The sequence below is a fragment of the Paenibacillus antri genome, from assembly GCF_005765165.1.
Lineage (GTDB): Bacteria > Bacillota > Bacilli > Paenibacillales > YIM-B00363 > Paenibacillus_AE > Paenibacillus_AE antri.
The window spans coordinates 120,928-145,787 of sequence record NZ_VCIW01000010.1; the positions used below are offsets into that span (position 1 = coordinate 120,928).

At 59.0% G+C, this 24,860-nt stretch carries 20 protein-coding genes and 1 riboswitch; of the genes, 17 read left to right on the forward strand and 3 right to left on the reverse strand.

The genetic code is table 11. The annotated features are described in order from the left end of the window. The first annotated feature begins 70 nt into the window (after positions 1-70). The 10 genes from FE782_RS16145 (at position 71) to FE782_RS16195 (ending at position 15,112) form a co-directional block, all read left to right on the forward strand. Positions 71-991, forward strand: a complete 921-nt coding sequence (locus FE782_RS16145) for an ABC transporter permease (RefSeq protein WP_138195254.1) — start codon at positions 71-73, stop codon at positions 989-991. Between the two features lie 13 nt (positions 992-1,004). Beyond that, positions 1,005-1,940 carry a carbohydrate ABC transporter permease gene (locus FE782_RS16150; RefSeq protein WP_138195255.1) on the forward strand — a complete coding sequence of 312 codons (936 nt, stop codon included), beginning with the start codon at positions 1,005-1,007 and terminating at the stop codon, positions 1,938-1,940. Positions 1,941-2,003: 63 nt separating this feature from the next. Beyond that, positions 2,004-3,575 carry an ABC transporter substrate-binding protein gene (locus FE782_RS16155; RefSeq protein ID WP_138195256.1) on the forward strand — a complete coding sequence of 524 codons (1,572 nt, stop codon included), beginning with the start codon at positions 2,004-2,006 and terminating at the stop codon, positions 3,573-3,575. A gap of 153 nt (positions 3,576-3,728) precedes the next feature. Then, positions 3,729-5,765: a beta-galactosidase gene (locus FE782_RS16160; RefSeq protein ID WP_138195257.1), complete on the forward strand. Its 2,037-nt coding sequence runs from the start codon at positions 3,729-3,731 to the stop codon at positions 5,763-5,765. Between the two features lie 60 nt (positions 5,766-5,825). Beyond that, on the forward strand, positions 5,826-8,255 hold the full coding sequence (locus tag FE782_RS16165; protein ID WP_138195258.1) for a glycoside hydrolase family 2 TIM barrel-domain containing protein: 2,430 nt from the start codon (positions 5,826-5,828) through the stop codon (positions 8,253-8,255). Positions 8,256-8,354: 99 nt separating this feature from the next. Continuing rightward, a riboswitch (cobalamin riboswitch) is annotated at positions 8,355-8,549 on the forward strand. Positions 8,550-8,689: 140 nt separating this feature from the next. Beyond that, a complete protein-coding gene (gene nrdI, locus FE782_RS16170) occupies positions 8,690-9,049 on the forward strand; it encodes a class Ib ribonucleoside-diphosphate reductase assembly flavoprotein NrdI (RefSeq protein ID WP_138195259.1) in 360 nt (119 codons plus the stop codon). Next, positions 9,036-11,120 carry a class 1b ribonucleoside-diphosphate reductase subunit alpha gene (nrdE, locus tag FE782_RS16175; protein ID WP_138195260.1) on the forward strand — a complete coding sequence of 695 codons (2,085 nt, stop codon included), beginning with the start codon at positions 9,036-9,038 and terminating at the stop codon, positions 11,118-11,120. Before nrdI ends, nrdE begins: the two co-directional genes overlap by 14 nt. A gap of 22 nt (positions 11,121-11,142) precedes the next feature. Beyond that, the gene (gene nrdF / locus FE782_RS16180; RefSeq protein ID WP_138195261.1) at positions 11,143-12,102 is read left to right on the forward strand and encodes a class 1b ribonucleoside-diphosphate reductase subunit beta; all 960 of its coding nucleotides are present in this window, start codon (positions 11,143-11,145) and stop codon (positions 12,100-12,102) included. A 127-nt stretch (positions 12,103-12,229) separates the two neighbouring features. After that, entirely contained in the window at positions 12,230-13,018 is a 789-nt protein-coding gene (locus FE782_RS16185; protein WP_238392512.1) for a hypothetical protein, read from the forward strand. Between the two features lie 531 nt (positions 13,019-13,549). Beyond that, on the forward strand, positions 13,550-15,112 hold the full coding sequence (locus FE782_RS16195) for a glycine betaine uptake BCCT transporter (RefSeq protein WP_138195263.1): 1,563 nt from the start codon (positions 13,550-13,552) through the stop codon (positions 15,110-15,112). Positions 15,113-15,179: 67 nt separating this feature from the next. On the opposite strand, the gene FE782_RS16200 is transcribed toward FE782_RS16195, so the two are convergent. Continuing rightward, a complete protein-coding gene (locus tag FE782_RS16200) occupies positions 15,180-15,743 on the reverse strand; it encodes a GbsR/MarR family transcriptional regulator (protein WP_138195264.1) in 564 nt (187 codons plus the stop codon). Between the two features lie 263 nt (positions 15,744-16,006). On the opposite strand from FE782_RS16200, the gene proV reads away from it, so the two are divergent. Genes proV through FE782_RS16215 form a run of 3 tightly spaced genes read left to right on the forward strand, consistent with a single transcriptional unit; the run spans position 16,007 to position 18,910 of the window. Continuing rightward, the gene (proV, locus tag FE782_RS16205; RefSeq protein ID WP_138195265.1) at positions 16,007-17,197 is read left to right on the forward strand and encodes a glycine betaine/L-proline ABC transporter ATP-binding protein ProV; all 1,191 of its coding nucleotides are present in this window, start codon (positions 16,007-16,009) and stop codon (positions 17,195-17,197) included. 8 nt (positions 17,198-17,205) lie between these two features. After that, positions 17,206-18,051, forward strand: coding sequence for an ABC transporter permease (locus tag FE782_RS16210; protein ID WP_138195266.1), 846 nt, complete (start codon positions 17,206-17,208; stop codon positions 18,049-18,051). Then, complete coding sequence (locus tag FE782_RS16215) at positions 18,044-18,910, forward strand: glycine betaine ABC transporter substrate-binding protein (RefSeq protein WP_238392513.1); 867 nt, start codon at positions 18,044-18,046, stop codon at positions 18,908-18,910. The genes FE782_RS16210 and FE782_RS16215 overlap by 8 nt, the downstream gene beginning before the upstream one ends. Before the next feature lie 63 nt (positions 18,911-18,973). Here the strand turns inward: FE782_RS16215 and yidC are convergent, their stop codons facing one another. Both yidC and FE782_RS16225 read right to left on the reverse strand, forming a co-directional pair. Beyond that, on the reverse strand, positions 18,974-19,789 hold the full coding sequence (gene yidC / locus FE782_RS16220) for a membrane protein insertase YidC (RefSeq protein ID WP_138195267.1): 816 nt from the start codon (positions 19,787-19,789) through the stop codon (positions 18,974-18,976). Beyond that, positions 19,714-20,097, reverse strand: a complete 384-nt coding sequence (locus tag FE782_RS16225) for a hypothetical protein (RefSeq protein ID WP_138195268.1) — start codon at positions 20,095-20,097, stop codon at positions 19,714-19,716. The genes yidC and FE782_RS16225 overlap by 76 nt, the downstream gene beginning before the upstream one ends. Before the next feature lie 214 nt (positions 20,098-20,311). On the opposite strand from FE782_RS16225, the gene FE782_RS16230 reads away from it, so the two are divergent. The 4 genes from FE782_RS16230 to FE782_RS16245 all read left to right on the forward strand — a co-directional run bounded on the left by FE782_RS16230 (position 20,312) and on the right by FE782_RS16245 (position 24,857). Further along, a complete protein-coding gene (locus FE782_RS16230) occupies positions 20,312-20,662 on the forward strand; it encodes a YkgJ family cysteine cluster protein (protein ID WP_138195269.1) in 351 nt (116 codons plus the stop codon). A 115-nt stretch (positions 20,663-20,777) separates the two neighbouring features. After that, the gene (locus tag FE782_RS16235) at positions 20,778-22,985 is read left to right on the forward strand and encodes an MGH1-like glycoside hydrolase domain-containing protein (RefSeq protein ID WP_138195270.1); all 2,208 of its coding nucleotides are present in this window, start codon (positions 20,778-20,780) and stop codon (positions 22,983-22,985) included. A gap of 412 nt (positions 22,986-23,397) precedes the next feature. After that, positions 23,398-24,057 (forward strand): hypothetical protein, encoded by a 660-nt coding sequence (locus tag FE782_RS16240; RefSeq protein ID WP_138195271.1) that lies wholly within the window; start codon positions 23,398-23,400, stop codon positions 24,055-24,057. A gap of 47 nt (positions 24,058-24,104) precedes the next feature. Continuing rightward, positions 24,105-24,857: a 6-phosphogluconolactonase gene (locus tag FE782_RS16245; RefSeq protein ID WP_138195272.1), complete on the forward strand. Its 753-nt coding sequence runs from the start codon at positions 24,105-24,107 to the stop codon at positions 24,855-24,857. Positions 24,858-24,860 lie beyond the last annotated feature (3 nt).

Here is a 24,860-nt window from a genome sequence, read left to right on the forward strand (position 1 = left end):
CCCTTAATTATTTCGCAGCCGAAAACTTTCTATAATTAAGATACACATAGAGAGAAGAGAGGGATCAAGAATGAGACTGCGCAGGTTCTGGGATGACTTGGCAAGGTACAAGATCCTCTTGCTGATGTTGGCACCGGCCGTTCTTTTCTACCTGATATTCGCGTATCTCCCGATGGCGGGGATTGTAATCGCATTCAAGCGTTACGACTATATCGGGGGGATTTTCGGAAGCGCCTGGAACGGCTTGGACAACTTCCGGTTTTTCTTCGAATCCGGGGATGCCTGGAGGGTAACGCGAAATACGGCGTTGTACAATATCGCGTTCATCGTCGTAAACAACTTGCTCCAAATTTTCGCGGCGATTCTGCTCTTCGAGGTCGGGGGCAAGTGGTTCAAGAAGCTGACGCAGTCGGTCTTATTCCTCCCGTACTTCATCTCGTGGGTCGTCGTCGGCGCGATCGCTTATAACTTGTTAAACTACGATATCGGCACCGTGAACGCGCTGTTAAGAGGGTTAGGTTTGGAGCCGATCGACATCTACAACACGCCTTCGTACTGGCCGTTCATCCTGGTCGCCGTATCGGCGTGGAAGACGTTAGGTTATGGAACGGTTATGTACCTGGCCGCCATCACCGGCATCGATACGGAGATGTACGAGGCGGCGGAAATCGACGGCGCGAACATCTTCCAACGCGTCATGAAGGTGACGATCCCGAATCTGTATCCGACGGTCATCATCCTGGTGCTGCTCGCGGTAGGCAACATCTTCCGAGGCGACTTCGGCATGTTCTACAACATGATCGGAAATAACGGACTGTTGTTCTCTTCCACCGACGTCATCGATACGTACGTGTTCCGTTCGCTCATCACTTCGAACGATATCGGCATGTCGGCCGCGGCGGGCGTGTTCCAATCGGTGCTCGGCTTCGCGACGATTATGCTCGTCAACTACGCCGTCCGTCGATACGACCGCGACCGCGCATTATTCTAAAGGAGGCGATGACATGAACGCTAAGGATGCGAGCTTCGGTAAACCGTTCGTTCCGGCGGTTCGAAGACGGAGCCACCTGGACCGGACGCTCTTCTCGACGATCGGGTATGTGTCGCTGACGATTCTGGCGGTGCTCTGTATCGTTCCTTTCATCTTGGTCGTGTCTTCGTCCCTGACGGAAGAAAGCACGATCGTCGTGGAAGGATACCAATTCCTTCCGTTACACTTTTCGACGGAAGCGTACAGCATCTTGTTTAAATATCCGCAGCAGCTGATCAACGCGTATATCGTGACGATCGGCGTGACGGCGGTCGGTACGTTCGTAGGACTATTCCTCACCTCGATGACGGCGTACGTCCTGTCGCGGAAGGATTTCAAGTGGCGCAACGGATTCGCGTTCTACTTCTTCTTCACGACGCTGTTCAGCGGCGGTCTCGTCCCGTGGTATCTGCTCATCGTCAACTATTTGCAGATGAAGGATACCGCGCTCGCGCTGATCGTCCCTATGATGCTGAACGTCTTCTACATTATCGTCATGAAGTCGTTCATGAGCAGCATCCCGGAGGCGATCGTCGAATCGGCGAAGATCGACGGCGCCGGCGATTTCCGGATTTACGCTCAGCTCATTCTTCCGCTGTCGAAGCCGGCCTTGGCCACGATCGGATTGTTCCTGGCGCTCGCGTATTGGAACGATTGGTATAACGCCTTGCTGTTCGTCTCGAACGAGAAGCTGGTGCCGCTCCAATATTATCTATACAAAATGCTGGGCAATATGGACGGCATGAGGAAAGCTATGATGAGCGCCGGGGCCGTCAATACGACCTCGCTGCCTTCCGAGGGCCTCAAGATGGCGATGACGGTCGTGGCGACCGGTCCGATCCTCGCGGTGTACCCATTCATTCAGAAGTATTTCGTACAAGGCATGACGATCGGCGCGGTCAAAGGATAAGGATGAACCCAGGCTTTCCTGGTTTATCGATAGCATTCATCATTTATTAGGGGGAACTACCTCATGCAAAACAAAAAGATGCTTCTCGCCGCAACCCTGGCTTCCATGATGGCGCTCGCCGCATGCGGCGGCAACAACGCCGGGACCGAACCGGTCAACGAGGCTCCGGCGCAAGACGATGCTTCGCCGTCGACGGATAACGCCGCTGCGCCGAGCGAAGGCGGAGTCGACACTACGGAAGAAGTCGCTCTGAAGATGGTATTCGTCGGCCCGAAGCCGGTCGATTACGACGCGGTGTTCGCGGAAGTCAACAAAAAGCTGAAAGAGAAAATCAACGCGACGCTCGAAGGCGAGTTCCTCGATTGGTCCGACTGGGCGCAGAAATATCCGATGATGCTCGCGGCGAACGAGGACTTCGACCTCATCTACGCGGCGAACTGGGCCGGATATAACGACCAGGCGCTCAAGGGCGGCTTCCTCGAGCTGACGGAAGACATGCTGCAGAAGTACGCTCCGAAGGCCTGGGAATCGACGCCTTCGGTCAACTGGGATCAAGCGAAGGTGCAAGGCAAGCTGTATATGGTGCCGCAAAACAACGGCGAATCGGTCGAGAAGATCATCCTGTACCGCGAGGATCTGCGCAAGAAGTATAACCTCCCTGCGATCGACAGCCCGGAAGCGTTCGCGAACTATCTGTTGGCGGTCGCGCAGAACGAGAAAGGCGTCACGCCGTTCACGCCGGAGACGGGCGATTGGAAATACCACAACTTGGACCGGATCCTGCTCAAGCAGCAGAACGAGTGGAACATGTTCGACCTCGATCTTCCGTTCGCGTTCAAGCTGAAGGACGAGAAGGGCCAAGTGTTCAACGTGTACGAGACGCAAGAGTTTAAAGATTTGGTCGTGTACTACAAGGATCTCGCGGACAACAACGCATGGTCCAAGAACGTCTTGAACAGCAAGAACGACCATCAGCAGGACTTCCGCCAAGGCAAAACGGCGTCGATTACCCATAACACCGGCACGACGGGCTCCCTCATGGAGCAGATGCGCCGGGAGGGCTCCCCGTACGAAGTCGCCGTCGCCGACATCAACGTAGGCAAGGCGAAGTCGGTCGCGATCTCGACGCAGAACGGCACGGCGATCCATGCGACGTCGAAGCACCCGGAGCGCGCGCTGATGCTGATCGATCTGATGCAGTACGACAAGGAAATTCACGATCTGATCATGTACGGCGTCCAAGGCGTGCACTATGAGCCGGTCGGCGACGACTTGTTCAAATCGACGGACAAGAGCGCGAACTACACGGGCTTTTCTAACTGGAGCTTCAACTCGCCGCTTAACCGCACCAACGAAGCGTTCCCGAAAGAAGTCAGCGATATGGTGAATGGCTTCGAGAGCGGCGTCTACCACTACGCGCTCGAGACGTTCGTGTTCGATAACAGCAAGGTGAAGTCGGAAATCGCCGCCGTCGGCAACGTGATGCTGCGGTACGGCATCCCGCTCGAATACGGCTTGGTGAAGGATATCGACCAAGGCATCGCGGAACTGAATAAGCAGTTGAAGGCCGCCGGCGTCGACAAAATCCAAGCCGAGCTGCAAGCTCAGATCGACGCGTTCTTGGCGAATCAATAAGAAGTTTTCGCCCACAGCGGCAGAGAAGGCTTCAGGCTCGTATGTAACGCCTGAATCGTAAACGGATGCCGTCCTCTAGAGGACGGCATATCCGTTTATCCTTGCGCCGCTGCGTTTTATTTTCATCATGGAAACAGAGGAGCGGAGAGCATTATGACCAAGCGGTATCCCCCGATCAGCGCCAAACTGCCCGTCTTCATGCACGGGGCGGACTATAACCCGGATCAATGGCTTCATGCGCCGGAGGTGCTGAAGGAAGACGTTCGGCTGATGAAGCTGTCGCATTCGAACGTGATGGCGCTCGGCATCTTCGCCTGGGCGGCGCTCGAGCCGGAAGAAGGCGTCTTTACGTTCGAGTGGCTCGACAAGACGTTGGACGAGTTCGCGGCGAACGGCTTGTACGCTTGGCTCGCGACGCCGAGCGGCGCGCGGCCGGCCTGGATGTCGCAGAAGTATCCCGAGGTGCTGCGCGTCGGGGCCAATCGCGTGCGCAACCTGCACGGCGCCCGGCATAATCACTGTTACACGTCGCCGGTGTACCGCGAGAAGGTCGCGATTATGAACGGCAAGCTGGCCGAGCGGTATGCGCATCATCCGGCCGTGGTCGGCTGGCATATCTCGAACGAATTCGGCGGAGAGTGCCATTGCGATTATTGCCAAGACGCGTTCCGCGAATGGCTGAAGCGGAAGTACGGCACGCTCGAGGCGCTGAACCATGCTTGGTGGAACGCGTTCTGGGCGCATACGATTACCGATTGGTCGCAAATTCAATCGCCCGCGCCGCACGGGGAGATGGCGGTGCACGGCATGAACGTCGATTGGCGGCGGTTCGTCACGGACCAGACGATCGACTTCTATCGGTGGGAGGAAGCGCCGCTGAAGGCGGCGAACCCCGCGCTGCCCGCGACCGCGAACATGATGGACTTGTTCGACGGCCTCGACTATTGGAAGTTCGCCGAAGCGGTGGACGTCGTCTCTTGGGACGCGTACCCGACTTGGCACGCCGAGGCGAGCGAGGCGCAGGTCGCCTCTTGGTTCGCGTTCAATCACGACCTGTTCCGTTCGCTCAAGGGCAAGCCGTTCATGCTGATGGAGAGCACGCCGAGCCTGACGAACTGGCAGCCGGTGAGCAAGCTGAAGCGGCCGGGCATGCATAAGCTGAGCTCGATGCAGGCGATCGCGCACGGCTCGGATACGGTCCAATACTTCCAGTGGCGCAAGAGCCGGGGCTCCAGCGAGAAGTTCCACGGCGCGGTCGTCGACCACGTCGGCCACGAGCATACGCGCGTCTTCCGCGACGTGACCGAGGTCGGCGAGACGCTCGAGAAGCTGTCGAGCGACGTGCTCGGCGCGGGCACGGACGCGCGCGTCGCGATCGTGTTCGACTGGGACAACCGCTGGGCGATTCGCGACGCGCAAGGTCCGCGCAACATGGGCGTCCACTACGAGCAGACGGTCGTGCAGCATTACCGCGCGTTCTGGGAGCTCGGCATCTCCGTCGACGTCGTGAGCCGCCACGCGGACTTGTCCGCATATAAGCTCGTCGTCGCGCCGATGATGTACATGCTCGACGATGCCGCGGGGCGCAAATTCGAAGCGTACGTGGAAGCGGGCGGCACGCTCGTAACGACGTATTGGAGCGGGATCGTGGACGAGAACGATCTATGCCATCTCGGCGGCTTCCCGGGGCCGCTGCGGAAGACGCTCGGCCTCTGGTCCGAGGAGCTCGAGGGCCTGCACCCGCACGACGCGAACGGCTTCGTCTACGACGGCGCGGCATACGAGTCGCATGAGCTGTGCGATCTGATCCACAGCGAAGGCGCCGAGGTGCTCGCGACGTACGAGAGCGACTTCTACGCCGGGCGCCCGGCGCTGACGGTGAACCGATTCGGCCGAGGCAAGGCGTATTATTTGGCGACGCGGGCGAAGGAGCCCTTCTACGAGCGGTTCTACGCGAAGCTGGCGGCGGAAGCGGGCGTGAAGCGCGTGCTGGGGACCGAGCTCCCGGCGGGCGTCACCGCGCAGGCGCGGACGGACGGAGAGAACGAGTACGTGTTCGTCATGAACTTCAGCGGCGCGCCGCAGACCGTCGCGCTTGACGCTCATGCGTACGTCGACTTGGAGACCGGCGCGTCCGTGACGGGCGAGCTGGCGCTGCCGACGAACGGGATTCGCATGCTGAAGCGATAGTGGAATCGAGGAGGTCTTCCCGAACGGGAGGCCTCTTTCTTGAAACGGGGAGGAACGGACATGGAAGGAAGAATCAGATATTCGTTCGACCGGGAGTGGCGGTTTGCGCTCGGCGACATCGCCGGCGCGGAGGCCGTCGCGTTCGAAGACGGTTCGTGGCGTACCGTGCATGCGCCTCACGACTGGAGCGCGGAAGGCGCGTTCGACGAGCATGCCCCTTCCGGCGGCGACGGCGGATATCTCCCGGGCGGCGTCGGCTGGTACCGTAAGTCGTTCGTCGCCGACGAGGCATGGATAGGCCGGAAGGCGACCGTCCAGTTCGACGGCGTCTATATGAACAGCGACGTCTGGGTGAACGGGGCGCATCTAGGGCGGTACCCGTTCGGCTACGGGAGCTTCGAGTACGACCTGACGCCGCATCTCGTCTTCGGCGGAACGAACGTCATTGCGGTCCGGGTCGACAACGGCGCACAGCCGAACTCGCGTTGGTATTCGGGCTCCGGCATCACGCGCCGCGTCTGGCTGCAGGCGACGGACCGGCTGCATATCGACCGGTTCGGCGTCTTCGTAACGACGCCGGACGTCTCGCCGGACGGGGCGACGGTCGCGGTCGCAACGCGCGTCGTCAACGACGGCGATCGAGCGGCGGAGGGGATCGTTCTGCGCGCGGAGGCGCTCGATGCGCGGGGCGCCGTAATTGCGTCCGTCGAGACGGTATCGGCGCCGATCGAAGCCGGAGCGACGCTGGAGCTGCGGCAGGAGCTTCGGCTGGAACGGCCGGCGCTGTGGTCCGTCGAAAACCCGCAGCTGTATACCCTTCGAACGACGCTCGTCCGCAGCGGCGAGACGGTAGACGCGGAGGAGACGACGTTCGGCGTGCGTTCCGCCGTGTTCGACCGCGACCGCGGGTTTCTGCTGAACGGCCGTCAGGTCAAAATCAACGGCGTCTGTCTGCATCACGACGGCGGGTGCGTCGGTGCGGCCGTGCCGGTGCGGGTGTGGGAGCGGAGATTGCAGCTGTTGAAGGAGATGGGCTGCAACGGCATTCGAATGAGCCATAACCCGCCCGATCCCGAGCTGCTCGACTTGTGCGACCGGATGGGCTTCCTCGTGATGGGCGAAGCGTTCGACGAGTGGACGATCACGAAGTGGAAGAACGGGCGCGCGGACGTCCACGGCTATGCCGAATATTTCGACGCGTGGGCGGAGCGCGATCTGACGACGATGCTCCGGCGCGACCGGAATCATCCGTCCGTCGTCATCTGGAGCGTCGGCAACGAAATTCCGGAGCAGCGGGAGCCGGACGGGCACGACGTCGCCCGTCGGCTGATCGACGTCTGCCGCCGCGAAGACCCGACGCGTCCCGTGACAGCGGCCTGCGACAACATCGAAGCGGAGCCGGTACCCGCGACGGAGGCGTTCCTCGAGACGCTTGACGTGGTGGGTTACAATTACGTCGGGCGCTGGCGCACGCGGACGGAGACGTTCTATAGCGAGGACCGGCACCGGTATCCGCACAGACGGGTCATCGGGACCGAAAATCCCGGCATCGTGTCCGTCCGAGGGGAGTATTCGTTGGAGCCGTCGACGGACGAGTGGTGGCGCGCTCCGTATCCGACGGCCATGATCGGGGTCGAACAGCTCTGGAAGTATACGCGGATGCACGACTTCGTCGCCGGCGACTTCATGTGGACGGGCATCGATTATATCGGCGAGACGAGATGGCCGAACAAGAACGCCAGCTTCGGCGTGATCGACACATGCGGATTTCCGAAGGACGGCTATTATTTCTACCAGAGCCAGTGGACGGACCGTCCGATGGCTCACCTGTTTCCGCATTGGAATTGGGCGGGGCAGGAAGGGCGGGTCCTCCCGGTCGTCTGCTACACGAATTGCGAGAGCGCGGAGTTGTTCGTGAACGGCAAGTCGTTCGGGGTCAAGTCGTATGAATTTCCCCGGCAAGGGATGACGAAGGAGTGGGCGCATTTCGAACGGCCGTACGTCCACGTCACGACGTCCGATCTGCATCTGACGTGGGACGTCCCGTACGAGCCGGGCACGCTGCGGCTCGTCGGGTATAGAGGAGGCGCGGTCGCCGTCGAGACGGAGGTCGCGACGACGGGGGAACCGGCGGCGATCCTGGTCGAAGCGGATCGCGCGACGATCGCGGCGGACGGCCGCGACGTCTGCCATGTGACGGTGCGCGTCGTCGACGAGGCGGGCAGAACCGTTCCGACCGCCGACGTGCAGCTCGCGTTCCGCGCGGAAGGCGCGGGAGCGCTGATCGGCGCCGACAACGGCAAGCCCGACTGCCATGAGCCTTATAAGTCGAACCGCCGCCGGACGTTCAACGGCTTGGCGCTGGCGATCGTGCAGTCGACGCTGGATGCGGGAGACGTTCGCGTCACGGTAGAGGCCGAAGGCTTAGGCTCGGCGAGCGTAGAGCTCGAAAGCGTGGCCGATATACGTATCTATGAAGCCCGAATCTAGCGAAGACGGAAGAGGAGCCGCCTCGAGCGGCTCCTCGTTTTTTTCGTTATCGACGTTGACAACCTCAATATATTGAGATAAATTAGTATCCAACATCTACATATTGTTTTTCGAATAGGTGTCTTACTTTCGAGCCGAAAGTAGACTTAATAGGGAAGCCCGGTGAAAATCCGGCGCGGTCCCGCCACTGTATGGAGGAGTGCGCTTCAATACGCCACTGGCCGGTATTCGGCCGGGAAGGCGAAGCGCATGACGATTCCGAGCCAGGAGACCTGCCTATTCTCGACAACCCCTACGGCAGATAGGAAGGTGTCCGACGTTTGCTTCGTTTGCAGCGTGCTTTTTTTTCGCATGAGCTGTCCTCAAAGCGTATTCGGCATCGCGTTCCTTGCCGGGTGCGCTTTTTTTTATGCAGGAGAGGAGCCCGATCGACGATGTTAGTGATGTTCGAATCCAGAACCGGCAACGTGCAGCGCTTCATTCGGAAGCTGCAGCTGCCGTCGCGCAAAATCCAGGACGAGCTGACGGTGGACGAGCCGTTCGTGCTGGTCACGTATACGACCGGGTTCGGCCAGCCGCCCGAGAAGGTCATGGCGTTCTTGAACAACAATTCCGCTTTCCTTCGCGGGGTGGCGGCCAGCGGCAATCGGAATTGGGGCGAGAGCTTCGCGAAGAGCGCGGACTCTATCTCCCGCGCGTTCGGCGTGCCGATCGTCTCGAAGTTCGAGCTGTCGGGCACGAGCCGCGACGTACAAACTTTTCTCACGGGGGTACAGCGACTTGCGACATATTGAGTTGAACAATCTGCTGATGCAGCGGGATCGGGAAGGCTTCTTCCGGCTGGAGCGGGATCGGGAAGCGGTCGCCGCCTTCATGGACGAGGTGGCGGGCAAGAGCGTCGTCTTCGCGACGACGAAAGAAAGAATGAAGCACTTGATCGAACGCGACTATTACGAGAACGTCTATGCGTCCTATACCGAAGAAGAAGTCGACGACGTCTATCGGATCGCGTATCGGTACGACTTTACGTTCCCTTCCTATATGGCGGCCAGTAAGTTCTACACCGATTACGCGCTCAAGAGCAACGACGGCACGAAATATTACGAGCATTACGCGGACAGGGTCGCCATGGTGGCGCTTCATCTGGGCCGCGGGAACGTCGACGTCGCTCGCGCGTTGACGAGCGCGATGATGGAGCAGCGGGTGCAGCCGGCGACGCCGACGTTCCTCAACGCGGGGAAGAGCCGGCGCGGCGAGATGGTGTCCTGCTTCCTGCTGGAGATGGACGACACGTTGAATTCGATCAACTACGTGCTCTCCACCTGCATGCAGCTGTCGAAGCTGGGCGGCGGCGTCGCGGTCAACCTGTCGAAGCTGCGGGGAAGAGGCGAGTCGATCAAAGGGGTGGAAGGCGCGGCCAAGGGAATCATGCCGGTGCTGAAGCTGATGGAGGACGCGTTCTCTTACGCCGATCAGATGGGGCAGCGGAAGGGGTCCGGGGCCGCGTACTACAACATTTTCGGCTGGGACGTTATGGAGTTCTTAGACAGCAAGAAAATTAACGCGGACGAAAAGACCCGGTTGAAGACGTTATCGATCGGGCTGATCGTGCCGCAGAAGTTTTACGACTTGGCGGAGCGCAACGAACCGCTTCATGTGTTCGCGCCTTACACCGTGTACAAAGCGTACGGCGCGCATCTCGACGATCTGGACGTCGACGCCATGTACGAGACGCTGCTGGCCGACGACCGCGTGAAGAAGAAGGTCGTTATGAGCGCCAGAGACATGCTCGTGAAGATCGCTTCGGTGCAGATGGAATCCGGTTATCCGTACATCATGAACAAGACGAACGCGAACCGAGGCCATGCGTTGAAGAACATCGGCAGCGTGCGGATGTCCAACTTATGCACCGAAATTTTCCAGCTGCAAGAGACGTCGGAAATCGGCGATTACGGCCAGCCCGATCTCATCCGCCGGGACATTAGCTGCAATCTCGCGTCGCTGAACATCGCGAACGTGATGGAGCTTCGCAAGATCCGGGAGTCGGTGCACGAGGGGATGACCGCCTTGACCGCCGTCAGCGATATGACGGCCATCGTGAACGCGCCGGGCGTCGCGAAGGCGAACCGCGAGCTGCACTCGGTCGGGTTAGGCGCCATGAACCTTCACGGGTATTTGGCGAAGCACAAGATCGCGTACGAAAGCGAAGAGGCGAAGGATTTCGTCCGGGCGTTCTTCATGGCGGTCAATTATTATTCGATCGAAAAGAGTATGTGGATCGCGCGGGACACCGGCCGGACGTTCCAGGGCTTCGAGCAATCCGAGTACGCGTCCGGCGCTTATTTCGCCCGCTATCGGGAGACGGACTACCGTCCGGCGACCCCGCGCGTCGCAGCGCTGTTCGAGGGCGTCGACCTGCCGACGCCGGACGATTGGAGGCGGCTCGAGGAAGAAGTCCAGCGGCATGGACTATACCACGCCTATCGTTTGGCCATCGCGCCGACGCAGAGCATCTCGTACGTGCAGAACGCGACGTCCAGCGTCATGCCGATCGTCGAGCTGATCGAAACGAGGACGTACGCCAACTCGACGACCTACTATCCGATGCCGTTCCTGCAGCCGGATAACGTTTTTTACTATAAGTCCGCCTATCAGATGAACCAGTTCAAGGTGCTCGACCTGATCGCCGAAATTCAAGCGCACGTCGATCAAGGCATCTCGACCGTACTGCACGTGAACAGCGACATTACGACGCGCGAGCTCGCCCGGTACTATATTTACGCGGCTCGCAAAGGGTTGAAGTCGCTGTATTATACGAGAACGAACCGATTGTCCGTGGAAGATTGCATCGCCTGCTCGGTATAAATCGCTAGATAGGAGAACCGCCATGGAAGCATTGCGCGCCGTCAATTGGAACCGGTCGGACGACGACTTTACGATTAACTTTTGGAATCAGAACATTATGCAATTTTGGACCGACGAGGAGATTCCGCTGTCGGACGACAAGATGTCGTGGCTGACGCTGTCGGACGAGCAGCGCGACGTCTATATGAAGGTGCTCGCAGGGTTAACGCTGCTGGACACGGTGCAGGGCGGCGTCGGCATGCCGAGGCTCGTCGAGCATGTCGACGGATTGCAGCGCAAAGCCGTCCTCAGCTTTATGGGGATGATGGAGCAAATCCACGCGAAGTCGTACAGCAGCATCTTCACGACGCTGGCGACGGGCGAAGAAATCGACCGCCTGTTTCGGTGGGTCGAACGGCATCCGTTACTGCAGCGGAAGGCGGAAACGGTGACGGCTTACTACAATTCTATTACGGATCGCAAAGGGTTGTACTTGGCGATGGCCGCCTCGGTGCTGCTTGAAAGCTATTTGTTTTACAGCGGCTTCTTCTATCCGCTCTACTTGGCGGGGCAAGGGAAGATGACGAGCAGCGGCGAAATCATCGATCTCATTTTGCGGGACGAGAGCATCCATGGATTGTACGTCGGCGTACTGGCCCAGGAGGTGTTCGCGGAGCTGCTTCCGGGCGAGCAGGCCGAAGCGGAAGAGACGGTGCGGGGGCTGCTCGACTTGCTGCATGACAATGAGACGCGCTACACGGAAGAGGTGTACGCTCCCGTCGGACTGGCCGGCGAAGTGACGGCGTTCCTTCGCTACAACGCGAACAAGGCGTTCATGAACTTGGGCCTCGAGCCGCCCTTCGCCGAGGAGGAGATCAATCCGATCGTCATGAACGGGCTTCGCACCCAGACGAAGCAGCACGATTTCTTCTCGAAGAAGGGGAACGGCTACGTGCGCACGATTCGCGTCGAACCGCTGCGGGACGAGGATTTTGTGTTCTGAACATCGCTTGAATAAAAACCTCGATTCGTAAGCTTTTCAACGAATCGAGGTTTTTCAATGATTGACGATGTAGAAGTTTGGGGACAGTAACGACATACGCGGAACACTATGATTCGGAGGGATAGGGTTGAATGAGTCCCGTAAGTCGACGCGTTATCGGCGACAAAAGGCCTTTGTCAGTATGTACGGCACGACCCAGCTACAACCCAAGAAGCCTCTGGTTGTGGCTGCTTGGTCGGTGGCCTTCCCGGGCTTCGGTCATCTTCTCCTGAACAAATATTTACGCGGGTATGCGTTGCTCCTATGGGAATTCTTCATCAATCAAAGAATCCAATTGAATACAGCCATGGTTTATTCCTTCAACGGTCAATTTCAAGCGGCTAGGGATATCCTTGACCCGAAATTGATGGGATTGTACATTCCTGTCTATCTCTTCGCGATTTGGGACAGCTACCGAACGACCGTCGACTTGAATAAGCTATATGTACTCGCCGATCGGGAAAACGCCCCGACCCGAAGCTTTACGATAGGGGCGCTGGAGATCAATTACTTGGATAAGCGCAAGCCTTGGCTTGCCGCAATGTGGTCGGCAGCGATTCCGAGCATAGGACAGTTGTACATGCATCGGATCGTATTTGCTGCATCTGTGCTTCTTTACACCATCTTCATCGTTGAGAATTCAAGATTATTGTTGTCCATCCACTATTTAATCCTCGGGGATGTGCAAACTTCTTCCGCCGTCCTGGATGTGCAGTGGGTACTGTATTTTCCGTCGTTTTATTTCTTTACGATTTACGATGCGTACATCAATGCCGTGGAAAACAATAATCTGTACGACGATGACTTACGAAATTATTTGATTCGGAAGTATCAACCGGCCGGGAAAGTGATCCGTCCAGGAAAAAAGGTGGTCTAGTGCAAATTTTCGCTACATTCGAATATTCCCCTCTTCTCGAGCTGGCGATTTCGGAATTAAAGGCTAGGGACGTAGGGGAAATATACGCCGTGCCTTTGGCTTTGCGAAATGAAGATCCGAGGATTTTGGATACGATTCATCGCTCCGACGGAGTTTCTTACATAGACAAAGGATTTATTTTGGCATTCCTGCTTGCCACGATCGGGGCGAGTAAGGGTTTCGTGTGGGAATGGGGCCCCGTGATCTGGGGATTGATCGGAGCAGCCAGCGGAATAGTGCTCGGCCTTGCGATCAGTTGGTGCCAGATTGCGTACAAACGAAGGAGAACTCGCCTTCGGATTCGGAAAGGAACGAAAGGAGACGTCATCTTGATCGTGACATGCGACGAAGGACAAGTCCACGTCGCGAAGGATATACTATGGGATCATCAGGCGATCGGCTTGGCCGTAACCGAATAGAAAGCCTTTCCGCCTTTCCCCTTGCATGGGAGTCGAAGGAAGTCGGCATCCTATGGGCAAGGGGTGAGATGTCATGCGACAGGTAACGAAGGTGTTTTGGATCGCCTTGGCGGTATGCCTTGTGTTCGTGGGGTGGGGCGCGGCGTTTCCGGACCGATTGTCAGGCGTGATGACCGACCTGCAGTCGTTCTTTCTGGAATCGTTCGGTTGGTTTTACCAATTGTGCGCTACGTTATTTTTACTGTTCGCCGTGTTTTTGGTATTCAGCCGGTACGGGAAGATTAAGCTCGGCCAACCGGAGGACGTGCCCGACTTCAATCGATTGACGTGGTTCGCGCTGTTGTTCAGCGCGGGCATGGGCATCGGGCTGCTCTTCTTCGGGGTGTCCGAGCCGATCTCCCACTTCGCCAATCCGCCGCTCGGCGAGGCGAAGACCGACGAAGCGGCGAAGATCGCGCTGCGATACACGTTTCTTCACTGGGGCTTTCACGCCTGGGCGATCTATGCGACGATCGCGCTCGCGCTCGCGTACTTTAAGTTTCGCAAGGGGTATCCGGGACTCATGAGCGCGGCGCTTATTCCGTTGTTCGGCGATCGAACCAAAGGCGTGGCCGGGACGACCATCGATACGATCGCCGTCTTCGCGACGATCTTCGGCGTAGCCGCGTCGCTCGGGCTGGGGGCCGCGCAAATTAACGGAGGCCTCAGTTATTTGACGGGGATTCCGAACCACTTCGGCATTCAGATCGTTATTATCGCCATCGTGACCGTGCTGTTCCTTCTCTCGGCGGGGACGGGACTCAAGCGGGGCATCACGTACCTAAGCAATATCAATATGGGGCTGGCGACGATTTTGTTTTTCGCGGTGCTGTTCGTAGGTCCTACGTTGTTTTTGCTAAATCTGTATATCACGACGCTCGGCGAATACATTCAGAATTTGCCCAGCATGGGGCTGCGTCTGGCGCCGTTCAACCCCGAGCGCGCGGCTTGGGTGCAAAGCTGGACGATCTTCTACTGGGCGTGGTGGATCGCTTGGGCGCCGTTCGTCGGCACGTTCATCGCCCGCGTATCGAAGGGAAGAACGGTCCGGGAGTTCGTCGTCGCGGTGACCGTCATTCCGACGCTCGTCTGTACGGTCTGGTTCGCCGTCTTCGGCGGCACCGCGCTCGATTTGGAATACCGGCTCGGGGTGCCGATCTCGGACCGAACGCTGGAGACGGCCATCTTCGCGGTATACGAGCAGCTTCCGCTGCGAGGCATCTTAGTGGTCGTCACGTTACTCTTGATCGCGACGTTCTTTATTACGTCCGCCGATTCCGCCACCTTCGTGCTCGGGATGCAGACGACGAACGGCAGTCTCGAACCGCCGACCAGCGTCAAGACGATCTGGGGGCTCCTGCTCTCCGCTTCCGCGATCGTGCTTATGATGTCCGGGGGGCTCGAGGCGATGCAAACCGCGATCATCGTGGCCGCCTTCCCTTTAGCGTTCGTACTCATTCTCATGGTGGTCTCTATGCTGAAGTCGTTCAACGGCGAGCTTCGTCCCGCCTCCGGCTCGGGCCGGGGGGCGGCGCCGTTCGAGGAGCGCGAGGGCGGCAGGCTCTCTTTCCCCGGCCGTAAGGAGAAGGCGAAATAAAGCGCAACGAAAAAAAAAAGCGATCGCGCCCCCGGGAATGCTCCGGGGATGCGATCGCTTCTTGTTTTTATTCCTCTTTCGGCACGAGCTCGAAAATAGCGCCGGACTCGAAGGCGTCGATCAACCGGCCCAGCCATAGGTAATATTTTCGCGCCTCGTCCAGCTTCTTCTCGTCGTGATCCAACACGTCTGAGAGCGCGCCGTCTTGCGTCTCCTCCGCTTCGCGGCGGAGCTTGCGGACCTCGACCAGCGCCTTGTTGATCGCCGAGATGTTCATCTCGATCGACTTGCGCCACTCCACGGAGAAGTAGTCGATGAACGTCTGGTGCCAATCGTGCTCCACGACGTATAAATCCTTCCGCGATCCCTTCCCCCATACCTTGTGGACCATCTTGAGATCGATTAACGTACGCATGCCCGTACTCATGCTCGTCTTGCTCATGCCCATGACGTCGCCCATCTCGTCGAGGGTTACCGGTTCGTTCTGAAAATACATATGCCCGTACATATGCCCGATAGACAAGGTAATCCCATATAAGTCCATATTGCTGCCGATCGTCTCGATGACGCGCTGGCGGATGGACTGAATCTTAGCGATATGCTCGTTCGATAGACTTTGCAGTTTATTCATTCGTTGTGTTTCCCTCCTTCTGCGGGGGAGTCGCGAGCGTTGAGACATTTAATCCTCATTGTAGGAAACGATGCCCTCCATGTAAAGAGCGAGCCATGGACAGAATTGGGAGCATATTAGAGTATTCTGTATGTAACGTACGTAAAGTTTAAACTTTACAAACTATACGACCTATTTTCCGTTTTGACCCATTCGACCCCCTCCCTTTAGACTTAAGCCCAGAGCAACAAAGACGCAACGGAAAAGAAGAGAGGGGGAGCAGGATGCCGATCATTGAGGCGAAGCAAGTGACCAAGATATTCGGTAACGACCCGAAACGGGCCCTCCCGCTGCTGAAGCAAGGGTGGTCGAAGGAAAAGATCCTGGCCGAGACGGAGCTGACCGTCGGCGTGAACCGGGTGGATTTCTCGATCGAGCCCGGCGAAATTTTCGTCATCATGGGGTTGTCGGGCAGCGGGAAGTCGACGTTGGTACGGCTGTTGAACCGATTGATCGAGCCGACGGACGGGCAAGTGCTGATCGACGGGAAAGACATCGTGAAAGCGGACGCGGAGCAGCTGCGCGAAATCCGCCGGAAGCAAATCAGTATGGTGTTTCAGAAATTCGCCTTATTCCCGCATCGTACCGTCTTGGAAAATGTTGAATACGGCCTCGAGGTTCAAGGAGAGCCGAAGAAGCAGCGCCGCGAGAAGGCGATGCAAGCCTTAGAGCTCGTAGGCCTGAGCGGCTGGGAACATAAGAAGCCGGATGAGCTGAGCGGCGGCATGCAGCAGCGGGTCGGACTCGCGCGAGGACTCGCCAACGACCCGGACGTGCTGCTCATGGACGAAGCGTTCAGCGCGCTCGATCCGTTGATCCGCAAGGACATGCAAGATGAGCTGCTGCAGCTCCAAGCGCAGATGAAGAAGACGATCGTCTTCATTACCCACGACTTGGACGAGGCGCTGCGCATCGGCGACCGGATCGCGCTCATGAAGGACGGCGCCGTCGTTCAGATCGGTACGCCGGAACAAATCTTGACGAATCCGGCGAACGATTACGTCGAACGGTTCGTCGAGGACGTCGACTTATCCAAGGTGCTGACGGCGGCTCACGTCATGCGGCGGCCGGAGACGGTATCGCCCGACCGAGGTCCGCGGGTCGCGCTGCAGCTCATGAAGGAAAGGGGCGTCTCCAGTCTCTATGTCGTCAATAACGAGCGCAATCTGCTCGGCGTCGTTACGGCGGACGACGCGTCGTCCGCGGTGAAGGACGGGAAGACGCTGCATGACATTATGATCAAGGACGTGCCCGAGGTGCGTCCCGACACGGTCTTGAACGATTTATTTCAAATCATGAGCGACACCCGCGTGCCGGTCGCGGTCGTCGACGAGCAGAACAAGCTGCGCGGCATCATTATCCGAGGCTCCGTCCTCGGCGCGCTCGCCGGCAATCAAAACGTGGGAGGAGGGTAAGCTTACTCATGGGAATTCCCAGAATACCGTTAGGGAAATGGGTCGAAGCATTGGAGTCGTGGTTGGAAAACCATGTCCAGCCTTTGTTCGACGTTATACGGCTGGTTATCGCTTCCGTCGTGGACGGATTCGAATTCGTGTTCCAAACGATCCCGGCTCCGATCACGATCCTGCTGCTTACGGGCATCGCATACGCCCTCGGGCGCTGGCGGCTCGCGGTCTTTACGGCGGTCGGGTTTCTGCTCATCTGGAATATGGGACTGTGGGATCCGACGATGCAGACGTTGGCGCTGGTGCTCACCTCGGCCGTCATCTCGATCGTGCTCGGCGTCCCGATCGGCATCTGGTGCGCGCAGAGCAATACGGTTCGGAACGTCGTCACGCCGATTCTCGACTTCATGCAGACGATGCCTGCGTTCGTGTACCTGATCCCGGCGGTGTCCTTCTTCTCGCTGGGCGTCGTGCCGGGCGTCATCGCTTCCGTCATCTTCGCCATCCCGCCGACGATTCGGCTGACCAACCTCGGCATTCGGCAGGTGCCGAAGGATTTGGTGGAAGCGGCCGAAGCGTTCGGCTCCACCCCGACGCAGAAGCTGGTGAAGCTGCAGCTGCCGCTGGCCGTGCCTTCGATCATGGCCGGGGTGAATCAGACGATCATGCTGTCGCTCTCCATGGTCGTCATCGCTTCGATGATCGGGGCGCAAGGCGTCGGGTCGAAAGTTTATCAAGCGATTACCCAGGTCAAGACGGGGGTCGGGTTCGAAGCGGGCCTCGCGGTCGTCATCCTGGCGATCGTGCTCGATCGATTCACACATCATCTTGTTCATAGGAAAGGGAGAGGATCGAATGTTTAAGAAGTCTATGGGGAAAAGTGTCGCGCTCTTGCTGGGGGCTTCGCTGATCGCGGCGGGCTGCTCTACGGGCGGCGCGGCGAAGAAGGAGCTGACGCTCGCTTACGTCGCTTGGGATTCGGAGATCGCGAGCACGCATGTAGTCGAATACGTGTTGGAGAACGAGCTCGGATACGAAGTGGAGATGCTCCAAGTCGACGCGGGTCCGATGTGGACGGGCGTCTCGGACGGCAGCGCGGACGCGATGGTCGCCGCGTGGCTCCCGTCCACGCATGAGAGCTATTATAAGGATAACGAAGGGAAGTTCGTCGACCTCGGACCGAACTTGGACGGAACCAAAGTCGGGTTGGTCGTTCCCGCGTACATGGACGTCGCCTCGATCGAGGATCTGAAGAAGCCGGAGGTCGCCGAGCTCGTGGACAGCACGATCATCGGGATCGAACCGGGCGCGGGCATCATGATGGCTACGCAAGAGGCGCTTCCCGCCTATGGCCTCGAAGGTTGGACGCTGCTCGAAAGCTCGTCCGCCGCGATGGCGACGGAGCTGCAATCCGCGTATAAGGATCAGAAGCCGATCATCGTAACGGGTTGGACGCCGCACTGGAAGTTCGGGAAGATGGATTTGAAATACCTCGAAGACCCGCAGGGCGTCTACGGCGGAGACGAGCAAATTCATACGATCGTGCGGAAGGACTTGGAGAAGGATCATCCGGACGCGTACAAGCTGCTCGACGCTTTCAACTGGACGCCGGACGAGATGGCGGCCGTCATGGTCGACATCCAAGAAGGCGCGGAGCCCGCGGATGCCGCGAAGGCATGGGTAGAGGCGAACGAGGACAAAGTGAAGTCGTGGTTGGAGTAATCGAACCCGCATGAAGAAGAGGCCGGTCCGGGAGCGTCCCGGAGCCGGCCTCTTGCGGTTTCGTTAGGCTTCTTCGCTTCTGTACAGCTTCTTGCCGATCCACGTCTGGGCGACGACGATCATGCCGCCGACCGTCCAATACAGCGGCAGCGCGGCGGGGGCGGTGAAGGAAAACAAGCCCATCATAACGGGGGACAGCAAGCCGAGGAACGCCATCTGCTTCTGCTGTCCGTTCGCCGGGGCGGAGCCCGTCTGGGATACCTTGAATTGTACGAAATACACCGCGGCGGCGAGGAACGGCAGGATCAAGTCCGGATGTCCCAGGTTAAACCAAAGGAACGAATGGGACGCGATTTCGGGCGTTCGGCGGATAGCGTAGTAGAAGCCTAATAATATCGGCAGTTGGATCAAGGCAGGCAAGCAACCGACAGCGAGCGGATTGAATTGATGCTTCCGATACAACGCCATCATCTCTTGCGACTTGGCTTGTTGGGCGGCGCGATCCGCTCCCTTGTCCTTATATTTCTCCTGCAGCTCTTGGAGCTCCGGTTGGAGACGTTTCATCTTGGACTGCATCTCCGACGAGCTCTTCAGCTGCCGCATCATCAGCGGCATGAGCGCCAGACGGATCAAGACGGTCACCAGGATAATGGATAAGCCGTAATCCCCGTGAAACAGACGTGCGAAATAGGAGATTAGACGGGAAAACGAATAGACGAAGTAATGGTCGAACCAACCGGCGCTGTTGGCGTCGATCGGGGCGGTCGTCGCGCCGCAGCCGCTCAACGCGAGCGCGATTCCGATCAGCAGGGCGATAGCGATCGGACGCCGCAGACGGGCGAATCCGAACGCTCCGGCCGATGCGGTCGAAGTTTCCATAAGAATAAAGTTCCTCCTCGTTCGTAGTCGTTCGTCGTTGCCAAGTACGAACGGGAGGAAGAGTCGCCATCGTCGGTCGGCGCTTTGCGCCTGACGCGGCTTAACGCCTTGCGAAGCGAAGCCATCGATTCCATGGCGGCTCTCTCTTGATCGGCGGAGGCGCCGTTCGACGGCGAACGCGAGGCGGAATAGGCGGCGACGGCGACCGACGCGGCGGTCAGCCGCAGTCCGATAAAGCCGAATAACAGGCTGACCGAGCCGAGAAGCGAGATCGCTTCGAACAACAAATCGGGAAGATCCGGGTACATCCGGATTCACCTCCTTCATCCCTACAATTACAACGTTCATACGAAGGGAGAAAGGAGCGGTTTCGGACATTTTCGAGGGAAAAGCGCCAAGAAAATTATGTTGACAAAATAAAATATTTATGTTATAATATTAAATTTTTATGTTGAATTTCTATTTCGATTAGGATATAAATGTATATGTTTCAATGAAATCTTAAAGATTGAAGGTGTCCCCATGGAAAGTCTGCCTTGTCAGGGGTGCAAGGGTTTATGCTGCGGACCGGTACCGATCACCAAGGACGAACGCAAGCGTATCCTTAAGAAAATCCGATCGATGCCGCCGAAAGAGCGGGCGGCGCTGCAGAAGCAGGAGCGCTTCTACGGCACATGCATCTTCTACGACCTCGATCGGGACCGGTGCGGGATCCATGCCGCAAGACCGGCCGTGTGCCGGGCGTTCGGCTATTATAAGAATTTAGTTTGTTTCCGCAAGCCGGAAGCCGCTTCGAAGGGGCTTTGGCTGCAGCATCCCTCGGATTACGAGGGCGTGTTGAGCGAAGATTTCACTTGGAAGGACTTTGCGTAAACTTTATTGTCTATTGTAGACAATCTATATGCAACCGCCTTCATGAATGATATGATTCGAGCATAGAAGCAACGTATCGCATCGAATCGATCCTTCGGCAAAGGCGGCGGACCAGATGAAATCCGAAAAGCGAAGCAAACATCCGTTCAACCTCTATCTTACGTCCGGCGAGTATATGAAGGTTATCGGCTCGCAGGACGGGTATTTCCCGGACTTCGGCCATCATGTGGCGAACGAGATGGGCGGCGTCTGGCTGCACCCGATCAAGCTGTTGGACGGCTTCTGGCTTCGCGTGACCGACCCGTCCCGCGGCATCTCCGTTTGGGCAAGGGCGGACGAGTATGCGACGCTGCCTTGGGGGAATACGTTCCGCTACGATCATGGGTTGGGGCATATCCCCGTCTCGATCGAGCGAGTCCAGTTCGCGCCGGAGACGGAGAAGGGGCTTGTCGTTCGCTACGAAATCTACAATTCCGCAGCTGCCGAGACGGCGCTCGAGCTGGAGCTGCTGGCGCGAACCGATCTTCGCCCGGTATGGCATTCCGAGACGATCGGCGTCGTCGACGGGCCGGCCGACGAAGCGCGGGCGCTGTCGAGTCGTCTGGCGCTGGCGAAGGACGGCGACCATGATTGGTACGCTTGCGTCGGCACGGATTTGCCCGGCGAACAATATAGCATAGGCGGGCAGCTGTACGGGCCCGAATTCACGAGCGGCAACGGCGCGGGCATCTCGTTCCGTGCGTCCGTCGCGTTGGCGCCGGGAGAGCGTTTCGTCTTCCATCTCGTCGTGTCGGGCTCCACCGAGAGCGGCGAGGCATGCGAGCGGACGTATCGGCTGCTCGAGGACCCCGCCGAGCGGCAGCGGCTGCTCGAAGAGAAACAAGCCGCTTACGAGGCGATTCGCGCGCGAGCGTCGCTCGAGATCGAAGGCGATCCGGATTTCTGCGACGTCTTCGCGTGGGCGAAGTGGAATACGCAATGGCTCGTCCAACGCGTGGACGGCATCGGCCGGGGGCTGACGGCAGGGTCGCCGACGTACCCGTGGTGGTTCGGCTGCGACAACGCGTACGCGCTGCAGGGCGTATTGGCCGTCGGCGACCATCGACTCGCGCTCGAGACGGCGAAGCTGCTGCTGGAATTTTCGAAGCGGGCGAACGGCAACGGGCGCATCATTCACGAGGCGACGACGATGGGCGTCGTCGCGAATCCGGGCAATACGCAGGAGACGGCGCATTATATTTGTCTCGTCTGGGAGCTGTACCGCTGGACGGGCGATCGAACCGTGCTCGAGGATAACTACGAAGCTTGCGGCAGCGGCATGGACTGGCTGCTCGGCGAGATGGACCCGGACGGCGACGGCCTCCCTTCGGGTTATGGCATTATCGAAATCGCGGGACTGAATATGGAGTTGATCGACTCCGCCGCGTATACCGCCGCCGCGGCGGGGGCGATGTCGCGAATCGCCGCGGAGCTTGGCGCCGGGGAGGAAGCCGCGGCTTACGCCGTGTTGGAGAAGCGGCTGACCCGCGCCGTGAACGAGACGTTCTGGGACGAACGCGAGGGGCTCTTCTGCGACGCAGTCGCTCCGAAGAAGGACTTGCTGCCGAAGGTCGACGACATCGTCTCGATGGCGGAACGCCACGGCGCCGAGGGGGTCCGCGAGGCGCTGGAGCGGCAGCTAAGCGAGACGGAGGGGCTCGAAGCGGACCGCGGGTGGCTCATTCAGAAAAACTGGGTCATCTCGACGCCGATGGAAGCGGGCGTCGCCGATCGGGCGAAGGGCGAGCGCGCCGTGCGGAACATGCGAAACGAGGCGTTCGTCGGCGAATACGGCTCGTACTTGTCGGCCGTGCTGCAGCAAGGGACGATGACGATCAGCACGGGCGCGCATGCGGTGGCGGAAGCCCGATACGGCGACCCCGAGGCGGCGCTCGAGTTGCTGCGGCGAATGAACCGCTCCTTCTCGACGGCGCTGCCGGGGTCGATCTGCGAGATGTCGCCGGACTACGGCTGCATCGCGCAGGCGTGGACGCTGTACGCGCTCGCCGTGCCCGTCGTCATGCATCTCATCGGGCTGCAGCCCGAAGCGCATCGAAGGCGCGTTCGGCTCGAGCCGAAGGTGCCCGCCTCCTGGGAAGGGCGCTGGATCCGCCTTCGCGACGCGCGGGTCGGCGATGCGTCGCTGGATATCGCGCTGCGCAAGGAAGGCGGGAAGCTCGCCGTCGAGATCGTCAACGCGTCGGGCCTTACGGTCGTCGTGTCATGGAACGGACGGGTCGTCGAATCGGCGGAAGCCGATATTCGATTCGCGTTGGATCGATAGAGAACAATGTCGACAACTTGAAAACGGTCGGTCAGGAGGTCTATTCCTGACCGACCGTTTTCACTATTTGGCTTATTGCCGTTCGCTTAAGGAGGTTATGGGCGAGTGAAAGCCACCCGACCTCCAAGCTCACTTTGGCAAGCTTCGAAGTTGGGTTTAATGACGACAGGCGGCTCATTCGGTTTTACAGAAGCGCGAGCCGGAACCCGTACCCCTTCCCGCTAAGAGCATGATTGTAAAAAGAAGGAGCCGCCCCTAAGTCATTTTACGACTTTCGGGACAGCCCCTTCTTGTTTCCTGCAACGAAGGTTCCGAAAATATAGAGATTCGCAAGAAAATACAGTTCCCCCGCGGCGCCGTCTCGGGGACAATAGATGTTGTATGCCTTGAGGAGAGAGGGAAGCATTGGGACATGAAACGATACATGTATCGATCGACGATTCGCCGCGCCGATTCGGCCGAGTCTTTCGCCGAGGCGTTCGCCTCATCGCGTACGGAGCTCGAGACGTCGCTCATGAGCGCGGGCGTGCGGGCCTTTTCCTTATTTCGCTGGGACCGGCATCTCTTCGCTTACCTCGAGACGGACGGCGACGCGTTCCGGCTGGAGTTCCCGCCGGCGCTGCAAGCGCGGCTCGAGGCGTGGCCGGGAGAGGAGGAGCCGCGGTATGCCGTGCCGATGGTCGATATTTTCCACGACGGAGAACCGATCGATCGGATACGGTGGAGGGCGGGCCGGAGCGTGGAAGAGAGCGTAGGCGCTCTCGCGCGGTTAAAACCGGAGCAATACGCGAGTTACGTGTTCTACCATTATCAGATGCAGGAGGAGCAGCCGGAGACGTTCAATCAGACGTACTTGATCGGCTCGCACGAGCGACTCCTGTTCTCGTATTCGGAGCGCCCCGCGAGCCTGAGCGGCCGACCGAGAACGGGCAAGCTCCGTACGAAGCATACCCCGAACGACTGGCAAGAGGTCATGGAACCGCATTTCGAGCCGTGGACCGACGCCGGCGAAGACGAGCGCCTCTGGAGGAAGCTGGAGCGAATTTGCTCTTTCGGCACAATGACGACATAGAAGACGAGCGACGGACGGTCCTCGTATCGGAAGGGGCTCAACGCGACATGGAACTTATGATCGAATCATCTTACGATGCCTTAAGCGAATCCGCGGCTCGACTCGTCGAGACGGCGCTGGCGCGCAAGTCCGACGCCCTGATCTGCTTGCCGACGGGCCATACGCCGCTCGGCCTGTTCCGGAAGCTGACCGAATCTCCGAAAGCGCCCGAACGGTGGCGCGGCGCGACGGTCGTCGCGTTGGACGAATACTTGGGCGTTCGACCGGAGCAGCCGCACTCCTTGATCGGTTGGCTGCGGCGGGAGCTGCTGGACGGGCTCGAGATCGGGAACGATCGTCTCCTGCGCGTCGACCCGGTGCATCCGGAGCCGTCGGCGGCTTGCGCCGCGCTCGATCGCGAGATCGAAGAGCGCGGCGGCATCGAGCTGACCGTGCTGGGGCTCGGGCCGAACGGGCATATCGGCTTCAACGAGCCGGGAACGGCGGCCGACTCGGCCACCCGAGTCGTGCGATTGGCGGAAGCGTCGATCGCGTCGAACGCGGCGTATTGGAAAGCCCGCGGCGGCTACGAGCCGGAGTACGGCCTTACGCTCGGCATGGGAACGATTTTGCGGCACTCCAAGACGATTGCGCTGCTCGTTTCCGGAGCGCATAAGGCGGACATTTTCCAACAATTCCTACGGCAATCCCCATCCCCTGCGATTCCCGCGACGCTGCTGAAGCAGGCTTCGAGGCTGATCGTCCTCGCGGACGAGGCGGCCGCAGGGAAAAGCGAGATCCGCCAAACGGAGGACCGATAACCG

Coding starts and splice junctions, on each gene's coding strand:
- FE782_RS16145 (WP_138195254.1), top strand. CDS start 71: ATGAGACTGCGCAGGTTCTGGGATGACTTGGCAAGGTACAAGATCCTC.
- FE782_RS16150 (WP_138195255.1), top strand. CDS start 1,005: ATGAACGCTAAGGATGCGAGCTTCGGTAAACCGTTCGTTCCGGCGGTT.
- FE782_RS16155 (WP_138195256.1), top strand. CDS start 2,004: ATGCAAAACAAAAAGATGCTTCTCGCCGCAACCCTGGCTTCCATGATG.
- FE782_RS16160 (WP_138195257.1), top strand. CDS start 3,729: ATGACCAAGCGGTATCCCCCGATCAGCGCCAAACTGCCCGTCTTCATG.
- FE782_RS16165 (WP_138195258.1), top strand. CDS start 5,826: ATGGAAGGAAGAATCAGATATTCGTTCGACCGGGAGTGGCGGTTTGCG.
- nrdI (WP_138195259.1), top strand. CDS start 8,690: ATGTTAGTGATGTTCGAATCCAGAACCGGCAACGTGCAGCGCTTCATT.
- nrdF (WP_138195261.1), top strand. CDS start 11,143: ATGGAAGCATTGCGCGCCGTCAATTGGAACCGGTCGGACGACGACTTT.
- FE782_RS16195 (WP_138195263.1), top strand. CDS start 13,550: ATGCGACAGGTAACGAAGGTGTTTTGGATCGCCTTGGCGGTATGCCTT.
- FE782_RS16200 (WP_138195264.1), bottom strand. CDS start 15,743: ATGAATAAACTGCAAAGTCTATCGAACGAGCATATCGCTAAGATTCAG.
- proV (WP_138195265.1), top strand. CDS start 16,007: ATGCCGATCATTGAGGCGAAGCAAGTGACCAAGATATTCGGTAACGAC.
- FE782_RS16210 (WP_138195266.1), top strand. CDS start 17,206: ATGGGAATTCCCAGAATACCGTTAGGGAAATGGGTCGAAGCATTGGAG.
- FE782_RS16215 (WP_238392513.1), top strand. CDS start 18,044: ATGTTTAAGAAGTCTATGGGGAAAAGTGTCGCGCTCTTGCTGGGGGCT.
- yidC (WP_138195267.1), bottom strand. CDS start 19,789: ATGGAAACTTCGACCGCATCGGCCGGAGCGTTCGGATTCGCCCGTCTG.
- FE782_RS16225 (WP_138195268.1), bottom strand. CDS start 20,097: ATGTACCCGGATCTTCCCGATTTGTTGTTCGAAGCGATCTCGCTTCTC.
- FE782_RS16230 (WP_138195269.1), top strand. CDS start 20,312: ATGGAAAGTCTGCCTTGTCAGGGGTGCAAGGGTTTATGCTGCGGACCG.
- FE782_RS16235 (WP_138195270.1), top strand. CDS start 20,778: ATGAAATCCGAAAAGCGAAGCAAACATCCGTTCAACCTCTATCTTACG.
- FE782_RS16240 (WP_138195271.1), top strand. CDS start 23,398: ATGAAACGATACATGTATCGATCGACGATTCGCCGCGCCGATTCGGCC.
- FE782_RS16245 (WP_138195272.1), top strand. CDS start 24,105: ATGGAACTTATGATCGAATCATCTTACGATGCCTTAAGCGAATCCGCG.